Source organism: Pseudomonas sp. ADAK7, assembly GCF_012935675.1.
Taxonomy (GTDB): Bacteria; Pseudomonadota; Gammaproteobacteria; order Pseudomonadales; family Pseudomonadaceae; genus Aquipseudomonas.
This window is the reverse complement of the sequence record NZ_CP052861.1, coordinates 6388277-6409586: the sequence shown is the minus strand read 5'-3', so window position 1 is coordinate 6409586 and position 21310 is coordinate 6388277. Positions and strand designations below refer to the sequence as shown.

Annotated in this window: 15 protein-coding genes; 7 read left to right on the top strand and 8 right to left on the bottom strand. The window is 60.3% G+C overall.

Annotated features, from left to right (window positions below; all coding sequences use genetic code 11):
* On the bottom strand, positions 1-954 hold the full coding sequence (locus tag HKK53_RS29495; protein WP_169373668.1) for a DMT family transporter: 954 nt from the start codon (positions 952-954) through the stop codon (positions 1-3).
* Between the two features lie 211 nt (positions 955-1165).
* Here HKK53_RS29495 and HKK53_RS32715 point away from each other — a divergent pair, with 211 nt between their 5' ends.
* On the top strand, positions 1166-1360 hold the full coding sequence (locus HKK53_RS32715) for a DUF6316 family protein (RefSeq protein ID WP_169373667.1): 195 nt from the start codon (positions 1166-1168) through the stop codon (positions 1358-1360).
* A gap of 137 nt (positions 1361-1497) precedes the next feature.
* Here the strand turns inward: HKK53_RS32715 and HKK53_RS29485 are convergent, their stop codons facing one another.
* Positions 1498-2682, bottom strand: coding sequence for a thiolase family protein (locus HKK53_RS29485; RefSeq protein ID WP_169373666.1), 1185 nt, complete (start codon positions 2680-2682; stop codon positions 1498-1500).
* Between the two features lie 102 nt (positions 2683-2784).
* Complete coding sequence (gene pap / locus HKK53_RS29480) at positions 2785-4299, bottom strand: polyphosphate:AMP phosphotransferase (RefSeq protein ID WP_169373665.1); 1515 nt, start codon at positions 4297-4299, stop codon at positions 2785-2787.
* A gap of 180 nt (positions 4300-4479) precedes the next feature.
* Here pap and mnmC point away from each other — a divergent pair, with 180 nt between their 5' ends.
* Positions 4480-6459 (top strand): bifunctional tRNA (5-methylaminomethyl-2-thiouridine)(34)-methyltransferase MnmD/FAD-dependent 5-carboxymethylaminomethyl-2-thiouridine(34) oxidoreductase MnmC, encoded by a 1980-nt coding sequence (gene mnmC, locus HKK53_RS29475; protein ID WP_169373664.1) that lies wholly within the window; start codon positions 4480-4482, stop codon positions 6457-6459.
* A gap of 5 nt (positions 6460-6464) precedes the next feature.
* On the opposite strand, the gene HKK53_RS29470 is transcribed toward mnmC, so the two are convergent.
* The gene (locus HKK53_RS29470) at positions 6465-11294 is read right to left on the bottom strand and encodes an NEL-type E3 ubiquitin ligase domain-containing protein (RefSeq protein WP_169373663.1); all 4830 of its coding nucleotides are present in this window, start codon (positions 11292-11294) and stop codon (positions 6465-6467) included.
* A 298-nt stretch (positions 11295-11592) separates the two neighbouring features.
* Here HKK53_RS29470 and HKK53_RS29465 point away from each other — a divergent pair, with 298 nt between their 5' ends.
* The 4 genes from HKK53_RS29465 (at position 11593) to HKK53_RS29450 (ending at position 16869) form a co-directional block, all read left to right on the top strand.
* Positions 11593-13365, top strand: a complete 1773-nt coding sequence (locus HKK53_RS29465) for an N-acetylglutaminylglutamine amidotransferase (protein WP_169373662.1) — start codon at positions 11593-11595, stop codon at positions 13363-13365.
* A gap of 3 nt (positions 13366-13368) precedes the next feature.
* Complete coding sequence (gene ngg / locus HKK53_RS29460; protein WP_169373661.1) at positions 13369-15114, top strand: N-acetylglutaminylglutamine synthetase; 1746 nt, start codon at positions 13369-13371, stop codon at positions 15112-15114.
* Between the two features lie 157 nt (positions 15115-15271).
* Positions 15272-16462: an osmoprotectant NAGGN system M42 family peptidase gene (locus HKK53_RS29455; RefSeq protein WP_169373660.1), complete on the top strand. Its 1191-nt coding sequence runs from the start codon at positions 15272-15274 to the stop codon at positions 16460-16462.
* 179 nt (positions 16463-16641) lie between these two features.
* Positions 16642-16869, top strand: coding sequence for a YheU family protein (locus tag HKK53_RS29450; protein ID WP_010461751.1), 228 nt, complete (start codon positions 16642-16644; stop codon positions 16867-16869).
* A 5-nt stretch (positions 16870-16874) separates the two neighbouring features.
* Here the strand turns inward: HKK53_RS29450 and csrA are convergent, their stop codons facing one another.
* The 3 genes from csrA to HKK53_RS29435 form a co-directional block, all read right to left on the bottom strand.
* On the bottom strand, positions 16875-17060 hold the full coding sequence (csrA, locus tag HKK53_RS29445; protein ID WP_169373659.1) for a carbon storage regulator CsrA: 186 nt from the start codon (positions 17058-17060) through the stop codon (positions 16875-16877).
* Between the two features lie 152 nt (positions 17061-17212).
* On the bottom strand, positions 17213-17545 hold the full coding sequence (locus HKK53_RS29440; RefSeq protein ID WP_169373658.1) for a YnfA family protein: 333 nt from the start codon (positions 17543-17545) through the stop codon (positions 17213-17215).
* A 64-nt stretch (positions 17546-17609) separates the two neighbouring features.
* Positions 17610-18425 (bottom strand): SDR family oxidoreductase, encoded by an 816-nt coding sequence (locus HKK53_RS29435; RefSeq protein WP_169373657.1) that lies wholly within the window; start codon positions 18423-18425, stop codon positions 17610-17612.
* A 313-nt stretch (positions 18426-18738) separates the two neighbouring features.
* Between HKK53_RS29435 and HKK53_RS29430 the strand changes: the two genes are divergently transcribed.
* Complete coding sequence (locus HKK53_RS29430; RefSeq protein ID WP_178076589.1) at positions 18739-18897, top strand: DUF3309 family protein; 159 nt, start codon at positions 18739-18741, stop codon at positions 18895-18897.
* A gap of 59 nt (positions 18898-18956) precedes the next feature.
* On the opposite strand, the gene HKK53_RS29425 is transcribed toward HKK53_RS29430, so the two are convergent.
* Entirely contained in the window at positions 18957-21050 is a 2094-nt protein-coding gene (locus tag HKK53_RS29425) for an LTA synthase family protein (protein ID WP_169373656.1), read from the bottom strand.
* Between the last annotated feature and the right edge of the window lie 260 nt (positions 21051-21310).

Sequence of the window (21310 nt, the reverse complement as noted above, 5' to 3'; positions counted from 1 at the left end):
TCACGCCATCCGCAACCGCCGCGCCCGAAGCCCCGCCATCAACGACGGCCCCAACGCCACCAGCGCCGACCCCAGCACCACCAACACCGCCCCGCCATAGCCCAGACCGTTGATCGTCTCGGCGTGCACATATTCCGGCCACGCCCACGCCGCCACGGCCACCGCGACAAACGTCACCAGCGGCGTAATCGCCAGCGTCGCACTGACCCGCGAAGCCTCCCAATGCGCCAGCGCTTCGGCGAACGCGCCATAGGCGATCAGCGTGTTCATGCAGCACGCCAGCAGCAGCCAGCCTTGCCGCGGGCTCAGGCTCAGCGCTTCCAACGGATGCACCCACGGCGTCAGCAGCAGCGCGCAGAACAGGTAGATCACCATCATCACCTGTAACGAATTCCACACCGTCAGCAATTGCTTCTGGCCCAGGGCGTAGAAGGTCCAGACCGTGGACGCCGCCAACACCATCAACACCCCAGCGGTGTAGTCGGTCAAAGAAGTCAGTAATTCACCCAGGCGCTGATTGAAAAACAGGCCGAAACCAATCAGCAGCACCAGCAGGCCAATGCCCTGCCCCACGCTGAAACGCTCCTTGAACACAAACAGACTGGCGATCAGCAACATGATCGGGCCCATCTGCACCACCAGCTGCGCGGTGCCGGGGCTAAGCAGGTTTAAACCCATCAGGTACAGCACGTAGTTGCCCACCAGCCCGAGCACTGCCATCAGCACCAGCCAGCCGCCCTTGGGGCCGAGCACTTGGCGGCTCGGCAGGCGCTTGGTCGCCGCCAGATAAAGGAACAGGCAACCGCCGGACACCAGCAGGCGAAACCAGGTCACCGTCACCGGGTCCATCACCTCCAGCACTTGCTTGAGTTTGATCGGCAAGATTCCCCACAGCAGCGCCGTCAGCAACGCCAGGAACAGTCCATACACCCAGCGACCCGATGAAATATGCATGCTGACCCCGAAGCCCAGTGGCGAGAATTGCCATTCTAGGCCGAGCACCCGGCGGCACACAGGGACAGTTGCGCGCTGGCCGCGAATGAAACTGTGCAGGTCGCAACGCGAAATTGACGCAGTGCCGCCGATCAGGTCGCCAAGCGCTGCAAGTACTTCAGACCTAAGCTCATTTGATCTGCAAACAGGCCCCGACCCTCAGGAGATCGACATGTACGGCATGCGCGCCCAGGACAACGCCCCCGCTACACACTTTCGCAGTGACCGGATGTGTCGTGTGAATGGGGAGTTGTACTTCAGCACCCGGGAAAACACTCTCGAAGGGCCGTTTGATAATCCGGAATCGGCGGCGCGGGAGATTCAGGCGTATATCGAGCGGATGCAGCTTCAGACTCGAAACCGGTAGAACGCGTCGCCCCATTCGCGGGCAAGCCTCGCTCCTACAGGATGTGTGTCGTTCGCCGATGATGGGAACACCGAAAAACCTGTAGGAGCGAGGCTTGCCCGCGAAAGCAATTTAACAGTCGCTACAGATCTCGCGGCTTAACGCACCGCCTCAAACAACCCCGTAGCCCCCATCCCGCCCCCCACGCACATGGTCACCACGCCATAACGCAAGTTGCGCCGCTGCAACTCACGCACGATATGCCCCACCTGCCGCGACCCGGTCATGCCAAACGGGTGACCAATGGAAATCGACCCGCCATTGACGTTGTACTTCGCGTTATCAATTTCCAGTCGATTACGGCTGTACAGGCATTGGGAGGCGAACGCTTCGTTGAGTTCCCACAAGTCGATATCGGCGATCTGCAAACCCTTGGCCTTGAGCAACTTCGGCACCGAGAACACCGGGCCGATGCCCATTTCATCCGGCGCGCAACCGGCCACGGTGAACCCACGGAAGAATGCTTTCGGCTTCAAACCCAACTCCAGCGCTTTCTCCAGGCTCATCACCAGGGTCATCGACGCGCCATCCGACAACTGCGACGAGTTACCGGCCGTCACCGAACCGTCCTCGGCGAACACCGGTTTCAAGCCGGCGAGGCTTTGCAGAGTGGTGTCCGGGCGGTTGCAGTCGTCGTGATCGACCACGCCGTCGAGGATCTGAATCTGGCCGGTGGCCTTGTCTTCGACCCGGTACTTGACCGCCATCGGCACGATTTCATCGTCAAACAAGCCGGCGGCCTGGGCCTGGGCCGTGCGTTGCTGACTCTGCAATGCGTACAGATCCTGTTCTTCCCGACTGACGTTGTAGCGGCGGGCGACGATTTCGGCGGTCTGGCCCATCGGGAAGTAGATGCCCGGCACCTGTTCCTTTAGCAACGGGTTGATCAGGTTGTCGGTGTTGACGCTTTTCATGGTCAGGCTGATGGACTCGACGCCACCGGCGACGATGATGTCGCTGCAACCCGAGGCAATCTGGTTCGCGGCAATCGCAATGGCTTGCAGGCCCGAGGAGCAAAAACGGTTGAGGGTCATGCCGGCGGTGCCGATGCCCAGGTGAGAGAGCACCGCGACGTTGCGCCCGATGTTGTAGCCCTGGGCGCCCTCGTTGGAGCCGGCGCCGACAATGCAATCCTCGACACTGGCCGGGTCGATGTCGTTGCGCGTGAGCAGCGCATTGACGCAGTGAGCCGCCATGTCGTCCGGACGGGTCTGATTGAATTTACCGCGAAAGGATTTGGCCAGGCCGGTCCGTACGCTGTCGACGATCACCACTTCACGCATGGCATACCTCATTGTTGTTGTCGGTTGGGAGTGGATCGAGCATAAGTCCACCCCATTACCGACCGCGACAATCATTCACCTCGCGTATGCGTAACCATCGTTCTACTTCTTGTGCTTCTTGGCCTTCTTGTCGGCCTTTTCAAACGCTTCTTCCAGCGCCCGGTTGATCGTGCGCAACACTTTCACCCGCGCCCAGCGCTTGTCATTGGCTTCCACCAGGGTCCAGGGCGAGATCTCGGTGCTGGTGCGATCGACCATGTCACCGACGGCGGCGCGGTAAGCGTCCCACTTGTCGCGGTTGCGCCAGTCATCTTCGGTAATCTTGAAACGTTTGAAGGGGATTTCTTCCCGGGACTGGAAACGTTCCAATTGGGTCTGCTTGTCGATGGCCAGCCAGAACTTGACCACGATGACGTTCGATTCGGAAATCTGTTCTTCGAAATCGTTGATCTCGCTGTACGCCCGAAGCCAATCCGTCGGTGGGCAGAAACCTTCGATGCGCTCCACCAGTACCCGGCCGTACCAGGAACGGTCGAACACGGTGAATTTGCCCTTGGCCGGAAGGTGCCGCCAGAAACGCCACAGGTACGGTTGCGCCCGCTCCTCTTCGGTCGGTGCGGCAATCGGCACGATGCTGTATTGGCGTGGATCGAGCGCCGCCGCGACCCGGCGAATCGCCCCGCCCTTGCCCGCCGCATCATTGCCTTCGAACACCGCCACCAGGGCGTGCTGGCGCATGCGTTTGTCGCGCATCAGGCCGGAGAAGCGCGCCTGCTCGGTGATCAACTGCTCTTCGTAATCGTCCTTGTCCAGGCGTTGGGTCAAATCCAGGCTGTCGAGCAGGTTCAATTGATCGACATGAATAGGCAGCGGCGCGGCATTGACCTTGTCGGGATGGATCTTGGGACGCTTGAGCGCGTTTTGCAGGCCTTCGAGCAGGATCTGGCCGACCACCAATGAACGGTAATGCGGATCCACGCCTTCGATCACATGCCACGGCGCGTAGTCACGGCTGGTGCGACGCAACACGCGCTCACCGTACTTCACAAATTTGTCGTAGGTTTCAGATTGCTGCCAGTCCAACGGGCTGATGCGCCAGCTGTGCAACGGGTCGTCGGCGAGCGCCTTGAGCCGCGCCTTCATTTGCTTCTTGGAGAGGTGGAACCAGAACTTGAAGATCAGCGCGCCTTCGTCGCAGAGCATTTTTTCGAAACGCTCGGACTGGTTGATCGCCTGATCCAGCACCGCGTCCTTGAACAAGCCATGGACTCGCCCTTGCAGCATCTGGCTGTACCAGTTGCCGAAGAAAATCCCCATGCGTCCCTTGGCCGGGAGCATCCGCCAGTAGCGCCAGGCCGGTGGCCGCGCCAATTCTTCATCGCTTTGCTGGTCGAAAGTGCGCACCTCGATCAGGCGCGGGTCCATCCATTCGTTGAGCAACTTGACCGTCTCGCCCTTGCCGGCGCCTTCGATGCCATTGATCAGAATGATCACCGGGAAGCGTTGCTGCTGCTGAAGTTCGAATTGCGCTTCAAGCAGGGCCTCGCGCAGGGCCGGCACTTCGGCGTCATAGGTTTCTTTGTCGATGGCGTGACCGATTTCGGCAGATTCGAACATGGGCGGCTCCGTTCCAAGATTGAGCAAGACTAGCGGATTGGGCCAGTGGTCAGCGCAGAAGTTCGTCACAAAAAACCGGCTGCGGATTTTCCCTGACCGACTTGCTCTGGACATTGCCATGGATCAAGCAACGGAGCCCTGATCGGATAGAATGCCCGCCTTGCCGTTGCCGAGCCTGCCATGAACCCTGAATTGCCCAACGCCCAGCTCGACTGGGACGACCAGGGACGCCCGTATTCGCGGGTGTTCGATGATGTGTATTTTTCCGACTTGTCCGGGCTGGAGGAAACCCGCTATGTGTTCATCGAACAAAACCGCCTGAAGGAGCGCTTTGCCGCGTTGCCCGCCGACGGTCGACTGGTGATTGGCGAGACCGGTTTCGGCACCGGGTTGAATTTCCTCTGTGCCTGGCAACTGTTCGAAGCGCAGGCGGTGGCCGGTGCGCGACTGCATTTTGTCAGCGTGGAAAAGTACCCGTTGACCGCCCAGGACCTGCAACGGGCGCTGGCGTTGTGGCCGGAACTCAAGCCATTCGCCGATCAATTGCTGGCCCAGTACGTGGCGATCCATCAAGGCTTTCAACGGCTGGTGCTGGATAACGGCCGGGTCACCCTGACGTTGCTGATCGGCGATGCGCTGGAACAATTGCCGCAACTTGATGCGCAGATCGATGCGTGGTTTCTCGACGGTTTCGCCCCGGCGAAAAACCCCGACATGTGGACCGCCGAGCTGTTCGCCGAACTGGCGCGTCTGGCCGCTCCGGATTCGACCATCAGCACCTTTACCAGCACCGGTTGGGTGCGTCGGCTGCTCAACGCCGCGGGCTTCAAGATGAAGCGCACGCCGGGCATCGGCCACAAATGGGAAATCCTGCGCGGTGCTTTTATTGGCTGGCCAGCCGAGGTGGCGGCGCCGACGCCGGCCAAGCCTTGGTTCGTTCGCCCTGCGCCACATAAGGGAGAGCGCCGCGCCCTGGTGATCGGCGCTGGCCTGGCCGGTTGCGCCAGTGCGGCCAGCCTCGCGGCGCGGGGGTGGCAGGTCAGTTTGCTGGAGCGGCATGCCGACATCGCCCAGGAAGCTTCGGGCAATCCGCAAGGCGTGCTGTACCTGAAACTATCGGCCCACGGCACGGCGTTATCGCAACTGATCGTCAGCGGTTTCGGCCATACCCGGCGGGTGATCGAACAGTTGCATCGCGGTGTCGACTGGGACGGCTGCGGCGTGCTGCAACTGGCGTTCAATGCCAAGGAAGCCGAGCGTCAAGCGCAACTGGCGGCAGCGTTTCCTGCGGACTTGCTGCACGTGCTGGATCAACCGCAAGCCGAGGCGCGGGCCGGCATTGCCCTGGCCCATGGCGGGTTGTTCTATCCCGAGGGTGGCTGGGTTCATCCTCCCGCGTTGTGCCAGTGGCAGGCTTCGCAACCCAACATTCAATTGCTGACCCATCGCGATGTACTGGCGCTGCGCAAGGTCGATGACCAGTGGCAAGCCTGGGACGGCGACACCTTGCTCGCCAGCGCCCCGGTTGTCGTGCTGGCCGGCGCCGCCGAGATCAAACGTTTCGCGCAAAGTGCCGATCTGCCGCTCAAACGTATTCGTGGGCAAATCACCCGCCTGGCGCAGACCACCGAAAGCCAGAGCCTGGCCACGGTGGTCTGTGCCGAAGGTTATGTTGCACCGGCACGCCTGGGCGAACACACCCTGGGCGCCAGCTTCGATTTCAACAGCGACGATCTGACGCCGACTACCGCCGAGCACATGGGCAACCTGCAATTGCTGGAAGAAATTTCCAGCGACCTGGTCACTCGCCTGCACGCCGACCAACTGGACGCCGAACACCTGCAAGGCCGCGCGGCGTTCCGTTGCACCAGCCCCGACTACTTGCCTATCGTCGGGCCGCTCGCCGATGGCCAGGCGTTCAACCGGGCCTATGCCGCCCTGAGCAAAGACGCCCGGCAAGTCCCGGACGCCCCGTGCCCTTGGCTCGAAGGTTTGTACGTCAACAGCGGCCACGGCTCACGGGGCTTGATCACCGCGCCACTGTCCGGGGAGTTGCTGGCCGCCTGGCTGGATAACGAACCGTTGCCGCTGCCGCGCAGCGTGGCAGAAGCCTGCCACCCCAACCGTTTTGCCTTGCGCCGGTTGATCCGCGGGACCTGAACCGGTCACATCTCGGGAACGGCGCAAACACCCTGCTCGGCGAGCTTCAAGGCGTCCCGGGTCAAACGCTCCAGAACCGTGTTCTCGCCCGCCACTTGCTCATCCTTGATCACATCGAGTTGTTGGCGGTAATCGGCATCCGTCAGGCTTTCGCGCTGATCGAACACCTTCTGCATCCGCACCTGAAGCGGGTCATTGACCTTGGAAAACTGGCTCGGGTAATAGCGCTTCAGGTAGTCGCTCCAGAACGGTCGCTGCGCCAGGAACTTGAGCAACTGCGGCGACAATTCGGCAGCGGTCACCGCGTTCTGCGCCCTTGTAAGGTCACTGGCGGTCACCCCACTGAGGGAGGCATAGCGCATGTGTCGGGGTTGGCCGGGTAACTCAAAGGCTTCGGCCAGCCCGGTTCGGTAAGCCAGGCTGACTTCCAGCGGGTCTGCTGTCGGGTTGTTGGTGATATGGGTCTGGGCAATCTGATCCAGCTGATCGAGTCGGAACAGGCCTTTGCCCAGCTTCAACAAAGGCGCTGCGGCAGACTGCGCCGAGCCAAACGGGCGGGTTACCTTGTCGATCTCCACCGCGACTTCCAGGTGGCTGAAGTTCAGCGCTGCCGAGTCGGTGCAATTGATCGGGTTCGCCGCCAGGTCAAATATCTGCTCACGTAACGTGGTGTTGCCTTCGGCCTGCTCCAACACCGACCAGACCCGTTGCGTCAGGTCTTCACGCACGTGCTCGGAGTCGGCGGTATTGCCCAGTTCGGCGAGCAACTGGAACAGGCCATCAGCGCCAGGATCATCCTTGAGTGCCGTCCAGATCTCGCCGCGACGGGTAGAGGTGACGCTGGTTTCTTCCGGCAACCAGAGTTTTTTCGCTTCCTGTTCGTTCAACCGGGCGATGTCGTCTTCCAGGTACCCCATGCCCACTCCGACGCTGTCGCGGTATGCCTTGAGCTTGACGCGACTTATCGCGGCCAAGGGATTGTGTCGCAGATTGAGGGTTTCGCTGAAATGCTTGCGGACGCTGAACAGCCATTCCGGCAAAGTGGTGATGTCGTTGTTACGCAAGTCCACATGGTCCAGATTGGGCAAATGGGCCAATCCTTTGGGAAGCTCGGTGGCACGGGTATCGCGCAGTGACAACAGGCGCAGATCAAACATTTTGCTGACATCCGGCGTCGCCCCGAGGGGGTTCTTGCTCAGGTTCAATACCTGCAACCTGCGCATCGACGCCAGTTTCACCAAGGTGTACTCACTGAGCCATAGCTGATTGTCCGCCAGGCTCAATTGCTTGAGGTCGGGCATCAACGACAGTATTTCCGGGAGCAGGGTCAGCTTGTTGCCATCCAGTTCCAGCGACTCCAATGCCTTGAAGCTTTTAAGGAAGTAAGCCAGTTCATTGCCCTGTCCCATGTTCTTCAACGACAAACGCCGCACATGGCTGAAGTCGATATCGGCCGGTATTGTCGCAAGCTTGCCGACCTGCATGCCGTCCAGCGTCAAGCCCGGTACGCTGACACCCTGTTCATCGCGCATCAGCACCAGGCGGCGCCAACTGTTTTCGATGGCATCGGCCACTTGCCGACGGCTTTGCTGGTATTCCCCCAGATCCCCCGGCAGCTTGCGCATTTCAGCGTCATTGCTGCGCCAGGTCTTGAGCAATGCGCGTAACGTCAGCCATTGCTGCTGACGCTGCTTGACCTGGGTTGCCCTGGCCAGATGATCCGCACCCAGGCCATCGAGGAACGTGCTGGCCTGAGCATCCGACATCAGTGGATAAAGTTTTTGCACCTTGCGTATCAGCGCTCTTGGATGAGCGACCGCAGGTGCTGGCGGGTCCGCCAGCACGCACGACATTTGCGCCGAAGCATCGATCAAAGGCTGGTCCGTCAGTAATCGGGCAGCCACTGCTCGCTCCACGATCGCTTCGGCGAGCAATCGATCGCGCAAGCGCCCGGCCTGTTCCGGCAAGGCACTGGCGAACCCCATGGCGGTGCGCTGCGTTTCGGGAATCGCGTGCAGCATGGCCCGGTAGATCCCGTCGGGGCCTTGGCTGGCGTTGGCCAAGGATTTGCCATCGCTGCCGAAGGCCTCAAAACCCGCCGCGGACTTGACGATGATGCGCCGTGCCGCACTGCCCTTCGGCCCGACGCTGTGCAGCACCTTGCCTGCCACCGAACCTTCACGCATTTCCAGCAACAGCGTGCTGTCCCATCCGGGCAAACGAGCCAGCAACGCCAGCGCCAGCTTCTCGCTGTCGGCGCCGGCAATCTGTGGCAGATAGAGACCGCTGATGGCCCTGTCCAGCCGCACATCCTCCATGGCCTCACGGGATTTTTGCGCCAGGCCCATGGGCACGCGTTGGTTCGCCCGCAAACGCAATCGTTCGATGCTGCTGGCCTGATCGAGCAATTCCTGGGCTACGCCGACCGGCAACCGGGCAAACGCCGTTCTCATGATCGCCACATCACCGCCAGCGCTGGTGTCGTGAGCTTCATACAAATGGTTGAACAGTGGCTTGCGATCCGACTTCAATGCCGTCGCCAGCTTCTTTGCCAAAGCATCGCGCTCAGGCTCGGTCACTGACCTGCCACCGAGCAAGGCATCCACTTCGCGTTGGTACAGACCCTCCACCACCGCCTTGAACAGGTCGCCTTGGCGCAAGTGCTCGGCCGTGACGTCCACGGCCAGATCCTCGGCGGTGACGAGTGCGGTTTTCGGGTACACCGCAGTGACTTTTTTCTCCGCATCCAGGACCCGGATGTAACGACCGGCCGGCCAGCCGGGCATCGAGGGCAAGGTCTGCAGATGCTCCGGTGCATGAACGGCGCTGCGTGGATCGCCCTTTTCCAGGGCGGCGATACAGTCATCGATCCGCTGATCCAGGCCAAAGCCTACAACACTATCTTTCACCCGCGCCGGCAGCCGCTGATTCGTTTCGTGGAGCTGATGCAACTGGCTGATTGAAGTGCCGGTGACCTGGCGCAGTTTCTCTACTCGTCTGAGGTCCACCGCTGCCAATTGCGGATCGAGACGTCGCAATGCGTAGCTGCCCTGCTGCCATTGCTGCGGTTGCTCGAACGACAACCGCCAGCCGCCCTGGCCGTTGTGTTCCAGGGTCGGGGAATAGCCATCGGCGCGGGCGGGATGGCGGACCCGCCAAGTCTTTATCCCGGTGTCGTAGTGAATCTCGTAGAGCCCCTCGTCAATCCGGATATGCGGCTTGGCGTTCACCCGGTAAATCCCTTCGGCATCGACAGCCGTTTGCGGCCCCAGAATGCTCAAGGGCCGTTTGTATCGCCCCACGTCGCTCTTCCACAGACGTGGTTTGCCGTGGCTGATCATGGCCTCGAACTGGCTGAAGAATTCCGGATGCTCGCGCACGGTTTTCCTGACCAGTGAACCCGCCACCTTGCCACCGACGGCAAAAGCGCCCAGCAAGGCGATGTTTTCCGCGACGCTGAGCAGGTGGGAAAGCGCCTCCTCTCTATCGCCATGCCGCCAGTCCTGGACGCCGTCGTACACCTCGCCCAAGAGCTGCCCGACCGTCACGCCGATCATCAACTGCCCCAGCACCGGCACAAAAAACGCCGCGACATTGGCCACGGTCAGGCCCAGCTCCAAGTAGTTTTCCAGACGCTTCTTGCGTGTCTCTTCATCGACATCAGCCGTGGGCACCGCAACCTCTCGGGCATCGATTTGCAGCTTGCCGAGGGAACTCTGGATCATGAATTGAAACAGCGGCAGGTTGATCGGCAACGCCTTGAACGTGTCCAGGTTGCTCGACTGTTCGACCGACTTGAAGAACTCGAGCTTACTGTCCTCGTCAATCCCGTGAGCGAAATAGTCCTTGTAGCTTTTCACCTTCAAGTTCAGGCCCAAATACAGCTTGAACTCGGCAAAGGTGTTGTATTCATAAAGTGGCCGGTCAGGCTCGTTGGGCATATACACCACGCACCACTCGGTCGGGTACGTCTCGACCGAACGCTTGGAAAACACCACGACTCCCCACACGCAGGTCTGGAACAGCTCCATGCCCTGGACGATCAGCGGCTCCGTACCGTGGACAATCTTCTGGATCCCCGTCTCGCTGCCTGTGCCGCTATGAGTGTTGAGCGTCAGCAGGGTTTTATAGGCGGCTTCAGTAATGTGCTGTTTGAGAAAGGCCAGGTGCGCGTCTACCTTCAACTTCATGACCTTGAGCCATTTCAAGTCATTAGTCAGACCGTCCGCGGTCGCCGACAAGTTGAATACATCACGCAGATGATCCTGATAGCGCTTGCCCAGATCGAGTTCACGGCAAAGCGTGGCAAATGCCTGCGGGGTCATCCCCGGCAGCCCTTTCGGACTCGACGCCACACTCAGGAAGCTTCCAACAGGAAACCCGGCGGGTATCGTTTCATCGGTGGTGAAGTTTTGCATGGCTGCCTGGAGCAGACTGCGCCTGATCGACGGGACAGCCTCTACCCCTGGAGTTTCAGTAGGTGTGCCTGTGCAACCACAATCGACACCGGGAAGCACCAGCGCATCGTGTTCGACATCGAAGGCGATCGCCCATTTTTTGCTCAGGGCCGCCGACAGGTGCGTCGCACAAAAGGTGTCCATGGGCTGCAGCTTTTGCATCAGTCCATCGACTTTTTGCTGATAGGCCAGCAACTGCCGTGCATCGGTGTCGAGTGCCGAAAGCACCCCGGACGAACCTTTGAGCAACCAGGCGGGAAGAGCCTGCTGCAAGGTCTCGGCGGTATCCAGGTCGCCCGTGGCCTGGAGCAGTGCGGCGAGGGTTTCGGTTTGACTCAATGGCCGGCGCACCGGCACCGGCGCTTGCGGGGTCAGCATCAGCAATGTTCCTTATCGCGGATCAGAAGCCCTTAACGTATCGGCTCCGTGCCCGGAAAAAAAACAGGAAAACTGGTGGCTTCAAGCCCTGGTTCAAACAGTAACTCGCATGCTTCATATATCTATCTACCACCCGGCGCACCGACCGTTGTGCATGCCATCGGCAACACCCCCGCCCCGCTACTTATAACCGATCGATCTAAAACTCCCGCCAATCCAGCAGGTCAGTTTCAGAGTACCCGCTGTTTTGGCGCGGTATCGATTGACCCTCCCCAACGGAAAAACCGGTAAGGACTTTATGTGCGGATTAGCTGGCGAGTTACGCTTTGATCATCAACCTGCGGACCTCGCGGCCGTTGAACGAATCACCCATCACCTGGCCCCTCGTGGCCCGGATGCGTGGGGTTTTCACAGCCAAGGGCCGATTGCCCTGGGCCATCGTCGCCTGAAAATCATGGACCTGTCGGACGGCTCGGCGCAGCCGATGATCGACAACCAACTGGGCTTGTCCCTGGCGTTCAACGGCGCGATCTATAACTTCCCGGAGTTGCGCACCGAGCTTGAAGCGCTCGGTTATGCCTTCTATTCCGGCGGCGACACCGAAGTGCTGCTCAAGGGCTATCACGCCTGGGGCGAAGCGTTGCTGCCCAAGCTCAACGGCATGTTCGCGTTCGCCATTTGGGAACGTGACGCCAAGCGCCTGTTCATCGCCCGTGACCGGCTCGGCGTGAAACCGTTGTACCTGTCGCGCACCGGTCAGCGCCTGCGCTTTGCCTCGGCCTTGCCGGCACTGCTCAAGGGCGGCGACATCAGCCCGATGCTCGACCCGGTGGCGCTCAATCACTACCTGAATTTCCACGCGGTGGTCCCGGCCCCGCGCACTTTGATCGCCGGCATCGAAAAACTGCCGCCCGCGACCTGGATGCGCATCGAGGCGGATGGCAGCACCGAGCAGAAAACCTGGTGGACCCTGCCCTACGGTCCCCACGCCGATGAGCTGAACCTGACCCTGGAAGACTGGCGCGACCGCGTGCTCGACAGCACCCGCGATGCCGTCGCCATCCGTCAACGGGCCGCTGTCGATGTCGGTGTACTGCTTTCGGGCGGTGTCGATTCGAGCATGCTGGTCGGGCTGTTGCGTGAAGTCGGTGTGGAGAACCTGTCAACCTTTTCCATCGGTTTCCAGGACGCCGGCGGCGAGCGCGGCGACGAGTTCCAGTATTCGGACCTGATCGCCAAGCATTACGGCACGCAGCACCATCAACTGCGCATTCAGGAAAGCGAGATTATCGAGCAACTGCCCGCGGCGTTTCGCGCCATGAGCGAACCGATGGTCAGCCATGACTGCATTGCCTTTTATCTGTTGTCCCGTGAAGTGGCCAAGCACTGCAAAGTGGTGCAGAGCGGCCAAGGCGCGGATGAGTTGTTCGCCGGTTATCACTGGTATCCGCAAGTCGACGGCGCGGCCGATCCGTACGCGGCGTATCGCGATGCGTTTTTCGACCGCAGCTACGAAGACTACGCCGCCACCGTGCAGCCGAAATGGCTGACCGCGAATGACGCTGCCGGCGACTTCGTGAAGGAACATTTCGCACAGCCAGGCGCCGATGCTGCTGTCGATAAAGCCCTGCGTCTGGACAGCACGATCATGCTGGTGGACGACCCGGTCAAACGCGTCGACAACATGACCATGGCCTGGGGCCTGGAAGCGCGCACGCCGTTTCTCGACTATCGCCTGGTAGAACTCTCGGCCCGGGTGCCGGGCAAATTCAAACTGCCGGATGGCGGTAAACAAGTGCTGAAAGAAGCCGCACGACTGGTCATTCCAAGCGAAGTGATCGACCGCAAAAAGGGCTACTTCCCGGTGCCCGGCCTCAAGCATTTGCAGGGCGATACGCTGAACTGGGTACGCGAACTGCTGCTCGATCCCAGCCAGGATCGCGGCCTGTTCAACCCGGCCATGCTCGACCGCCTGCTGACCGATCCGCAAGGCCAGTTGACCCCGTTGCGCGGCTCCAAGCTGTGGCAATTGGCGGCACTGAACCTGTGGCTCAGTGAACAAGGAATCTGATCGATGAAACCCCACGCCACGGCTTATAGCCAACGCTTGTTGCGCGGTCAGTCACCCTCCTACGAACGCTTGCAGGCGCGCCTGGCCGAAGACGGCAGCGAACTGCACACCGCGCCGATTGCCGTGCATTGCGGTTGGGGGCGGTTGCTGATCGGGCATACCTTCCCCGATGCCGCGAGCATCGCCCAAGAGTTGCTCAACGAGCAGCCCGGTGAGCGCGACATCGCCTTGTACGTCGCCGCGCCCCAGCAAGTGCTGGGGCTGGAACCGGCGCAGTTGTTCCTTGATCCGTCCGACACCTTGCGCCTGTGGTTCAGCGATTACCGCCAGTCGACCCGAGTGTTTCGTGGCTTCCGCATTCGCCGGGCGCAAAGCGATGCGGACTGGCAGGCGATCAATCAGCTGTATCAGGCCCGCGGCATGTTGCCGATCGATCCGTCGTTGCTGACCCCGCGTCATCAGGGCGGCCCGGTGTATTGGCTGGCCGAAGATGAAGACAGCGGCGCGATCATCGGCAGCGTCATGGGCCTCAATCATCACAAGGCTTATAACGATCCGGAAAACGGCAGCAGTCTCTGGTGCCTGGCCGTTGACCCACATTGCTCGCGGCCGGGTGTCGGTGAAGTGCTGGTGCGGCATTTGATCGAACACTTCATGAGCCGTGGGCTGAGTTACCTGGATCTGTCGGTTTTACACGACAACCGCCAGGCGAAAAGCCTCTACGCCAAACTCGGTTTTCGTAACCTCTCGACCTTCGCCATCAAGCGCAAGAACGGCATCAACCAGCCGTTGTTTCTCGGGCCGGGGCCGGAAGCCGAGTTCAATCCTTATGCGCGGATCATCGTCGAGGAGGCTCATCGGCGTGGCATCGATGTGCAGGTCGATGACGCCGACGCCGGGATGTTTACCCTCAGTCATGGCGGGCGCCGGGTGCGTTGCCGTGAATCCCTGAGCGACCTGACCAGCGCCATCAGCATGAGCCTGTGCCAGGACAAAAGCCTGACCCACAAGGTGCTCAAGGCTGCTGGCCTGAACTTGCCATCGCAACAATTGGCCGGTAACGGCGACGACAACCTGGCGTTTCTCGACGAGCACGAACGGGTGGTGGTCAAGCCGCTGGATGGCGAACAGGGTCAAGGCGTGGCGGTGGATTTGCAGACCATTGAAGAGGTCCAGCAAGCCATCGAAGCAGCGCGCAAGTTCGACTCGCGAGTGTTGCTGGAAAGCTTCCACGAAGGCCTGGATCTGCGAATTGTGGTGATCGGTTTTGAAGTGGTCGCTGCGGCGATTCGGCGGCCGGCGGAAGTGGTCGGTGATGGTCAGCATTCCATCGGTGCGCTGATCGAAGCCCAGAGCCGGCGACGGCAGGCGGCCACCAGTGGCGAAAGCAAGATCCCGCTGGACCACGAAACCCAGCGCACCTTGCAGGCGGCGGGTTACGACTACAACAGCATTCTGCCGGCCGGCGAGCATCTGTTCGTACGGCGCACAGCGAATCTTCATACCGGTGGCGTGCTGGAGGATGTCACCGCGATCCTCCATCCGACGCTGGTGGATGCCGCTGTGCGCGCGGCGCGGGCGCTGGATATCCCGATGGTCGGGCTCGACCTGATGGTGCCGGCCGCCGACCAGCCGGAGTATGTGTTTATCGAAGCCAATGAACGCGCGGGCCTGGCCAACCATGAACCGCAGCCGACGGCGGAGCGGTTTGTGGATTTGTTGTTTCCGCATAGTCAGCCGGCGGTTTAACCCCCCTTCATGATCGTTCCCACGTCGAGGCGTCGAACCGTCTGCGTGGGAATGACTCCTCGGACGCTCCGCGTCCGTCTTGGGACGCATAGCGTCCCTGGCTGCATTCCCACGCAGAGCGTGGGAACGATCAGCGCTCAACTCAACAGGAGTTTCCATGACCAGCAAAATCCCTGAACCGGATCTCAACTACCTGCAAAAAGTCCTGCTGGAAATGCTCGCCATTCCCAGCCCGACCGGTTTTACCGACACCATCGTGCGTTACGTCGCCGAGCGCCTCGAAGAAATGGGCATTCCGTTCGAGATGACCCGGCGCGGCACCATCCGCGCCACGCTCAAGGGCAAGAAAAACAGCCCCGACCGAGCGGTGTCCGCGCACCTGGACACCATCGGCGCGGCGGTTCGTGCGGTGAAGGACAACGGTCGCCTGACCCTGGCCCCGGTCGGCTGCTGGTCCAGCCGTTTTGCCGAGGGTAGCCGGGTCAGCCTGTTTACCGACAACGGCGTGATCCGTGGCAGCGTGTTGCCGTTGATGGCCTCCGGGCACGCGTTCAACACCGCCGTGGATGAAATGCCGATCAGTTGGGACCACATCGAGCTGCGTCTGGACGCCTATTGTGCGACCCGCGCCGATTGCGATTCCCTGGGGATCAGCGTCGGCGATTTCGTCGCGTTCGACCCGTTACCGGAGTTCACCGAAAGCGGCCATATCAGCGCCCGTCACCTCGACGACAAGGCCGGGGTTGCCGCGCTATTGGCGGCGATGAAAGCCATCGTCGACAGCGGCGAAGAACTGATGATCGACTGTCATCCGCTGTTCACCATTACCGAAGAAACCGGCAGTGGCGCGGCGGCGGCATTGCCGTGGGATGTCAGCGAATTCGTCGGCATCGACATTGCACCGGTCGCGCCGGGGCAGCACTCCAGCGAACACGCGGTGAGCGTGGCGATGCAGGATTCCGGCGGGCCTTACGACTATCATCTGTCACGGCATCTGCTGCGCCTGGCCAGCGAAAATGAATTGCCGGTACGCCGCGATCTGTTCCGCTATTACTTCAGCGACGCCCATTCGGCGGTCACTGCCGGGCACGACATCCGCACCGCGCTGCTGGCGTTTGGTTGCGATGCGACTCACGGCTATGAACGCACGCACATCGACAGCCTGGCGGCGTTGAGTCGTCTGCTCGGAGCGTACATCCTCAGCCCGCCGGTGTTCGCCAGCGATGCACAACCGGCCAAGGGTTCGCTGGACCGGTTCAGTCATCAGATCGAACATGACACGCAGATGGAAAGTGATACGCGGGTGCCCTCGGTGGACAGCCTCGTCGGGCAGCGTAACGATAGCTAAGTCCTGCGGTGTTTGAAAAATCGCCTTCGCGGGCAAGCCTCGCGCCTACAGGTCACGGTTGCCTTTGCAGGGGCGAGGCTTGCCCGCGAAGGCGTCAGATCAGACACCCATTTATAACCGGGCTAGCCGCAAAACCGCATTCGCCGTAGCATCGCGCCATTGTTTTAGCCGAGGTGCCTATGCTGATCCCTTACGACCAACTCGAAGTCGACACCCTGACCCGCCTGATCGAAGATTTCGTCACCCGTGACGGCACCGACAATGGTGATGACACGCCGCTGGAAACCCGCGTGCTGCGGGTTCGCCAGGCGCTGACCAAGGGCCAGGCATTGATCGTTTTCGACCCGGACAGCGAGCAATGCCAGTTGATGCTCAAGCACGACGTGCCCAAGCACCTGTTCGACTGAATCGCTCAGCGGCCTTTGTTCTTGGCCTGTTTGGTCTGGATGCGTTCGTAGACTTCAGCCCGATGCACATTGACGTTTTGCGGCGCTTCGACGCCAAAGCGCACGCTGCCGCCGTTGACCGCCAGAATGCGCACGGAAATGTTGTCACCGATGGAAATCAATTCGCCTACAACGCGACTGAGTACAAGCATGGCATTCGTCCTTCAGGGTTACCGGACCCTGAAGATGCCCCGCACGCGACGGGGCTTCAATGCGCTGCAGGCAAATCAGTCCTGCCCTACAGCGCAGGTCGTCGCGACCTACAGACAACTCGTACAAACCCGTTGAATGAAGGACCGTTCCTTCAGGACGCGGAGAAGCGCGGGCCGAAAAGGATGACAGTCGCGCCGATCACGCACAGCGCCACGCCGATCCAGTCCGAGCCCAGCGGACGAATCCGTTCGACCACCGCCAGCCAGCCAATCGACGCGATGATGTAGATGCCCCCGTAGGCGGCATAAGCGCGACCCGCGTAAGTCGCTTCGACCCGGGTCAGCAGCAGCGCGAACAAGGTCAGGCTCAGCAGCGCCGGAATCACCCACCAGGCACTCTTGCCCTGGCGCAGCCACATCCAGAACGCGAAGCAACCGGCGATTTCGAACAGTGCGGCGAGGAAAAACCACAGGTAATTGAGCATGCAGACGTCTCGTTTGGATGGCCGATGGCGGCCACCCTAACGACGCGGTTGCCGGCGGGCAAGATCAGCCGGCGGTTTGTTTGGCCTTGGCGCGCATTTTATCGGCCATGACGGTCATTTCGTTGTAGAGCAGTTGCGGGTTTTTCTGCTTGAGCGCCCAGGCCATGCGCCCTTGTTCATGGGGCAGGATCATAAACTCGCCGGCGGCCACTTGCGTGTAGATGTAGTCGGCAATGTCGGTGGCAGTGATCGGGGAGCTTTCCAGCAACTTGCCGACCTGGGCTTTCATGGCCGGTGTCGGGCCGCGGAAAGAATCCAGCAAGTTGGTCTGGAAGAACGACGGGCAAACCACATGCACGCCAACCTCCTGCTGCGCCAACTCGATCAACAGGCTTTCGGACAACGCCACTACACCGGCCTTGGCCACGTTGTAGTTGCTCATCGCCGGCCCTTGCATCAGCGCCGCCATCGAGGCGATGTTGATGATCTTGCCTTTGCTCTTTTCCAACAATGGCAGGAAGGCTTTGCAGCCCTTGACCACGCCCATCAGGTTGATTGCGATCTGCCAGTCCCAGTCTTCCAGGGACAGTTCACTGAAGAATCCACCCGAGGCGACCCCGGCATTGTTGACGATGACATCGATGCCACCTAGCCGCTCTTCGCAGGCCTGGGCAAACGCGGTCAGTTGGCTGTAATCACGCACATCGCAACGCTGGATAAAACCGTCGCCGCCGGCTTCGCGAACCAGTTTCAACGTTTCTTGCAGGCCGGGTTCGCTGACATCCGACAAGGCCAATTGCCAGCCTTCGCGGGCCCAGCGCAGCGCGATTTCGCGACCCAGGCCGGAGCCTGCGCCAGTGATCATCATGCGATTTTGCATAGCAAACAGCCTTGTTGTTCTGGGGAAGATGCGCCGAGTGTAGCGAAGGATATGGCCCGACCCACGCTCCATCAGATTGCTGAATGGTCCGCGCAAACCCGCGCATGGCGTGAGACCGAGTCGCGGCCTTCGCGGTCCAACTTGCGAACTAGTCTGAGGGGCAAAAAGAAATAAGCCTTCTTTCTAAAAAACATTAAAAAACTTTGAATTTTCTTTCATTCGCGAGAGTCGGATTTTGTAAGCAGCTCGGATTTATCGCATTCCGGCTGACAGTTAAAGCTGCTGGTCAATTCAGAACACTTCCAACAAGGAAATAGACATGGGCACAATTCTTATCGTTATCCTGATCCTGTTGCTGATCGGTGGTTTGCCAGTCTTCCCGCACTCAAGAAGTTGGGGTTATGGTCCATCGGGTATCCTCGGCGTGGTGTTGGTGGTGCTGTTGATTCTGCTCTTGCTTGGCAAGATATAAAGATTTAACCGGCAAAAAAAAGAGGCCCTTGAAGGGCCTCTTTTTTATTGCGTCACCGGTTAGTCCGGCTTGCCGTTAACCACACCGGCAGTGTTATCCAACAGGCTCTTGGTCGCGGTTTGCAGGAACGACTCAAGTTTCTGTTTGAGCGCCGCTTCATCAGCCGACTCTGGAATCACCACACCTTTAGGGTTAGCGCCCAGTTCATATTGATACAGTTTTGGCGGCATCTCTTTAGGCAGTACCAGCACGCGGTCCGCGGTCAGCAACGCCACGGTCTGATCGCTGCCCGATGGCTTGATCACGCCGAAACCTTTATCGCCTTCCGGCAGGTTCAGCAGGTCGCGGCCCCAGCATTGATGAATCACATCGCCACCGACGCGGCCCATGATGGTCGGCACGATGTCGATCTGAGTGCCCACGGTGTGGTCACGCTGACCGAATTTTTCCTGGATACCCGGGGCGATCATCAGCATCGGCACGTTGAAGCGGCCCAGGTCCATTTCGGTGATCTGTTGCTCGTCGCCGAAACCATGGTCGCCAACGACCACGAACAGGGTTTCATTGAAGTAAGGCTCTTTACGCGCCTTCTCGAAGAATTGACCCAGCGCCCAGTCGGAGTAGCGCATGGCGGTCAAGTGTTCGTTCAGGCTGCCGCGATCGGTCACGCGCTCGACCGGCAATGGCGTCGGCAAGGCGTATGGCGTGTGGTTGGACAGGGTCTGCAGCAAGGCATAGAACGGTTTTTTGTCCTTGCCGTCGCGCGCCTTCAGTTCTTCCAGGCCACGGTTGAACATGTCCTGGTCGGACACGCCCCAGGTCGGGTCGGAGAACACCGGGTTGACGAAGTCGTTACGCCCGATGAAGTTGGTCATTCCCTGGTTGCTGAAGAAGCCCGACTGGTTGTCCCAGGCGAAGTCGCCGTTGTAGACGTACACGTCGTCATAGTCACGGGTACTGAGCAACTGCGGCAGGCCGGACAGCTTGTGGCTGCCTTCCGGGGTCTGCATCAGGTATTCGAAACCCGGCAGGTTCGGGAAGCAGGCCATGGTAGCGAACATGCCCTGGTGGGTATGGGTGCCGTTGGAGAAGAAGCGATCGAACAACAGGCCTTCTTTCGACAACTTGTCGAAGGCTGGCGTGATGTTGCCCGGACGACCCAGGGCGCCCACCGAGTGACCGGCGAAGCTTTCCATCAAGATGACGACAACGTTCTTGATCGGCAGGGTCTTGCTGGCGTCCGGCGTGTAGTTACGGCGTACCGCAGCGATGTCTTCGTCGACCAGTTTATCGCTTGGCGTCAACAGCATGTCGCGCACGGTTTGCTGGGCCAGAGGCTGTGGCAGCGTGGCTTTCCAGATGTTGTCGCGATCTTCGGACATCCGCGCCTTGCCTGCCGCAATCAGCGACAGCGTGCCGTTGAGGCCCAACTGGTTGGCGAAATTGGAATCGGTAGTGTAGACGTCACCCCAACGCAGCGGCGGACCTTGACGCAGGGTGCCACGGGCGGCAACCACGCAAACCAGCAGGCACACCACGAACACCGCGATGCGTGCATACCACGGGGCGATCTGGCGCGTGCCGATGCTGCCACCGCTGAACGGACCACGGGGACGGGTGGCGCGGTCGGCGCCCTTGAACGCCAGGGTCAGGATCAACGTGCCTACGGCCCAGGCCAGCAGGTAGCGAACCACCGGGAAACCGTACCAGAGCATGCTCATCACGGTTTTCGGGTCTTCCTTCACATACTGGAAGACCAGACCGTTGAGGCGCTGGTGGAATTCACGGTAGAAGTCCATTTCCATCAGGCCGAGGAACAGCGCGATGCTCGAGGCGATGGTCAGCCAGAAACGGAAGAACCCGCGGGCGGCCATGGCCCGGGCACTGAACAGTGCCAGCAGCAACGGAATACTGAGGTAGACCACCAGGCGCAAGTCGAAACGCAGGCCGTTGGCGAACGCTTCGAGGAAGGTCGAAGCCGGTGTATCGAGGATCATCGCGCGGTTGTAAACCAGCAGCGCAACGCGCAGCAGGCTGAACATGACCATCATGACCAGGGCACACAGCAGCGTGTAGGCCAGATGCGATTTGACGGTCGGTTGCAGCAGGCGACTAGAAGCTCGCTGCTGATTCAGGGCGTCCGGGTTTGCCATGTCGTTTTAGGACCCATTGGAAGTTGAAGTTGCAAAAAATACAGCTGCGCCCTGCCCTCTGTTGGCCACTACTTGGCCCCGGGGCTTGCGCGGTGCGCAAATGTTGCACGATCACTCGCGGCATTGCCATTGATAACTGTCCGCAATGTTGGCGCGGGCGAATTGTCTTGGACACATTGTGAAAATTTCGTACAACGCATATCAGGAAACACAATAAAGCAGCTGCATTCCCCCCAAAGAAAAACGCCCCGAACAAGTCG

What these genes read in the sequence shown, in the direction of transcription:
- HKK53_RS29495 (WP_169373668.1), bottom strand. Translation starts at nt 954, where the DNA reads ATGCATATTTCATCGGGTCGCTGGGTGTATGGACTGTTCCTGGCGTTG.
- HKK53_RS32715 (WP_169373667.1), top strand. Translation starts at nt 1,166, where the DNA reads ATGTACGGCATGCGCGCCCAGGACAACGCCCCCGCTACACACTTTCGC.
- HKK53_RS29485 (WP_169373666.1), bottom strand. Translation starts at nt 2,682, where the DNA reads ATGCGTGAAGTGGTGATCGTCGACAGCGTACGGACCGGCCTGGCCAAA.
- pap (WP_169373665.1), bottom strand. Translation starts at nt 4,299, where the DNA reads ATGTTCGAATCTGCCGAAATCGGTCACGCCATCGACAAAGAAACCTAT.
- mnmC (WP_169373664.1), top strand. Translation starts at nt 4,480, where the DNA reads ATGAACCCTGAATTGCCCAACGCCCAGCTCGACTGGGACGACCAGGGA.
- HKK53_RS29470 (WP_169373663.1), bottom strand. Translation starts at nt 11,294, where the DNA reads ATGCTGACCCCGCAAGCGCCGGTGCCGGTGCGCCGGCCATTGAGTCAA.
- HKK53_RS29465 (WP_169373662.1), top strand. Translation starts at nt 11,593, where the DNA reads ATGTGCGGATTAGCTGGCGAGTTACGCTTTGATCATCAACCTGCGGAC.
- ngg (WP_169373661.1), top strand. Translation starts at nt 13,369, where the DNA reads ATGAAACCCCACGCCACGGCTTATAGCCAACGCTTGTTGCGCGGTCAG.
- HKK53_RS29455 (WP_169373660.1), top strand. Translation starts at nt 15,272, where the DNA reads ATGACCAGCAAAATCCCTGAACCGGATCTCAACTACCTGCAAAAAGTC.
- HKK53_RS29450 (WP_010461751.1), top strand. Translation starts at nt 16,642, where the DNA reads ATGCTGATCCCTTACGACCAACTCGAAGTCGACACCCTGACCCGCCTG.
- csrA (WP_169373659.1), bottom strand. Translation starts at nt 17,060, where the DNA reads ATGCTTGTACTCAGTCGCGTTGTAGGCGAATTGATTTCCATCGGTGAC.
- HKK53_RS29440 (WP_169373658.1), bottom strand. Translation starts at nt 17,545, where the DNA reads ATGCTCAATTACCTGTGGTTTTTCCTCGCCGCACTGTTCGAAATCGCC.
- HKK53_RS29435 (WP_169373657.1), bottom strand. Translation starts at nt 18,425, where the DNA reads ATGCAAAATCGCATGATGATCACTGGCGCAGGCTCCGGCCTGGGTCGC.
- HKK53_RS29425 (WP_169373656.1), bottom strand. Translation starts at nt 21,050, where the DNA reads ATGGCAAACCCGGACGCCCTGAATCAGCAGCGAGCTTCTAGTCGCCTG.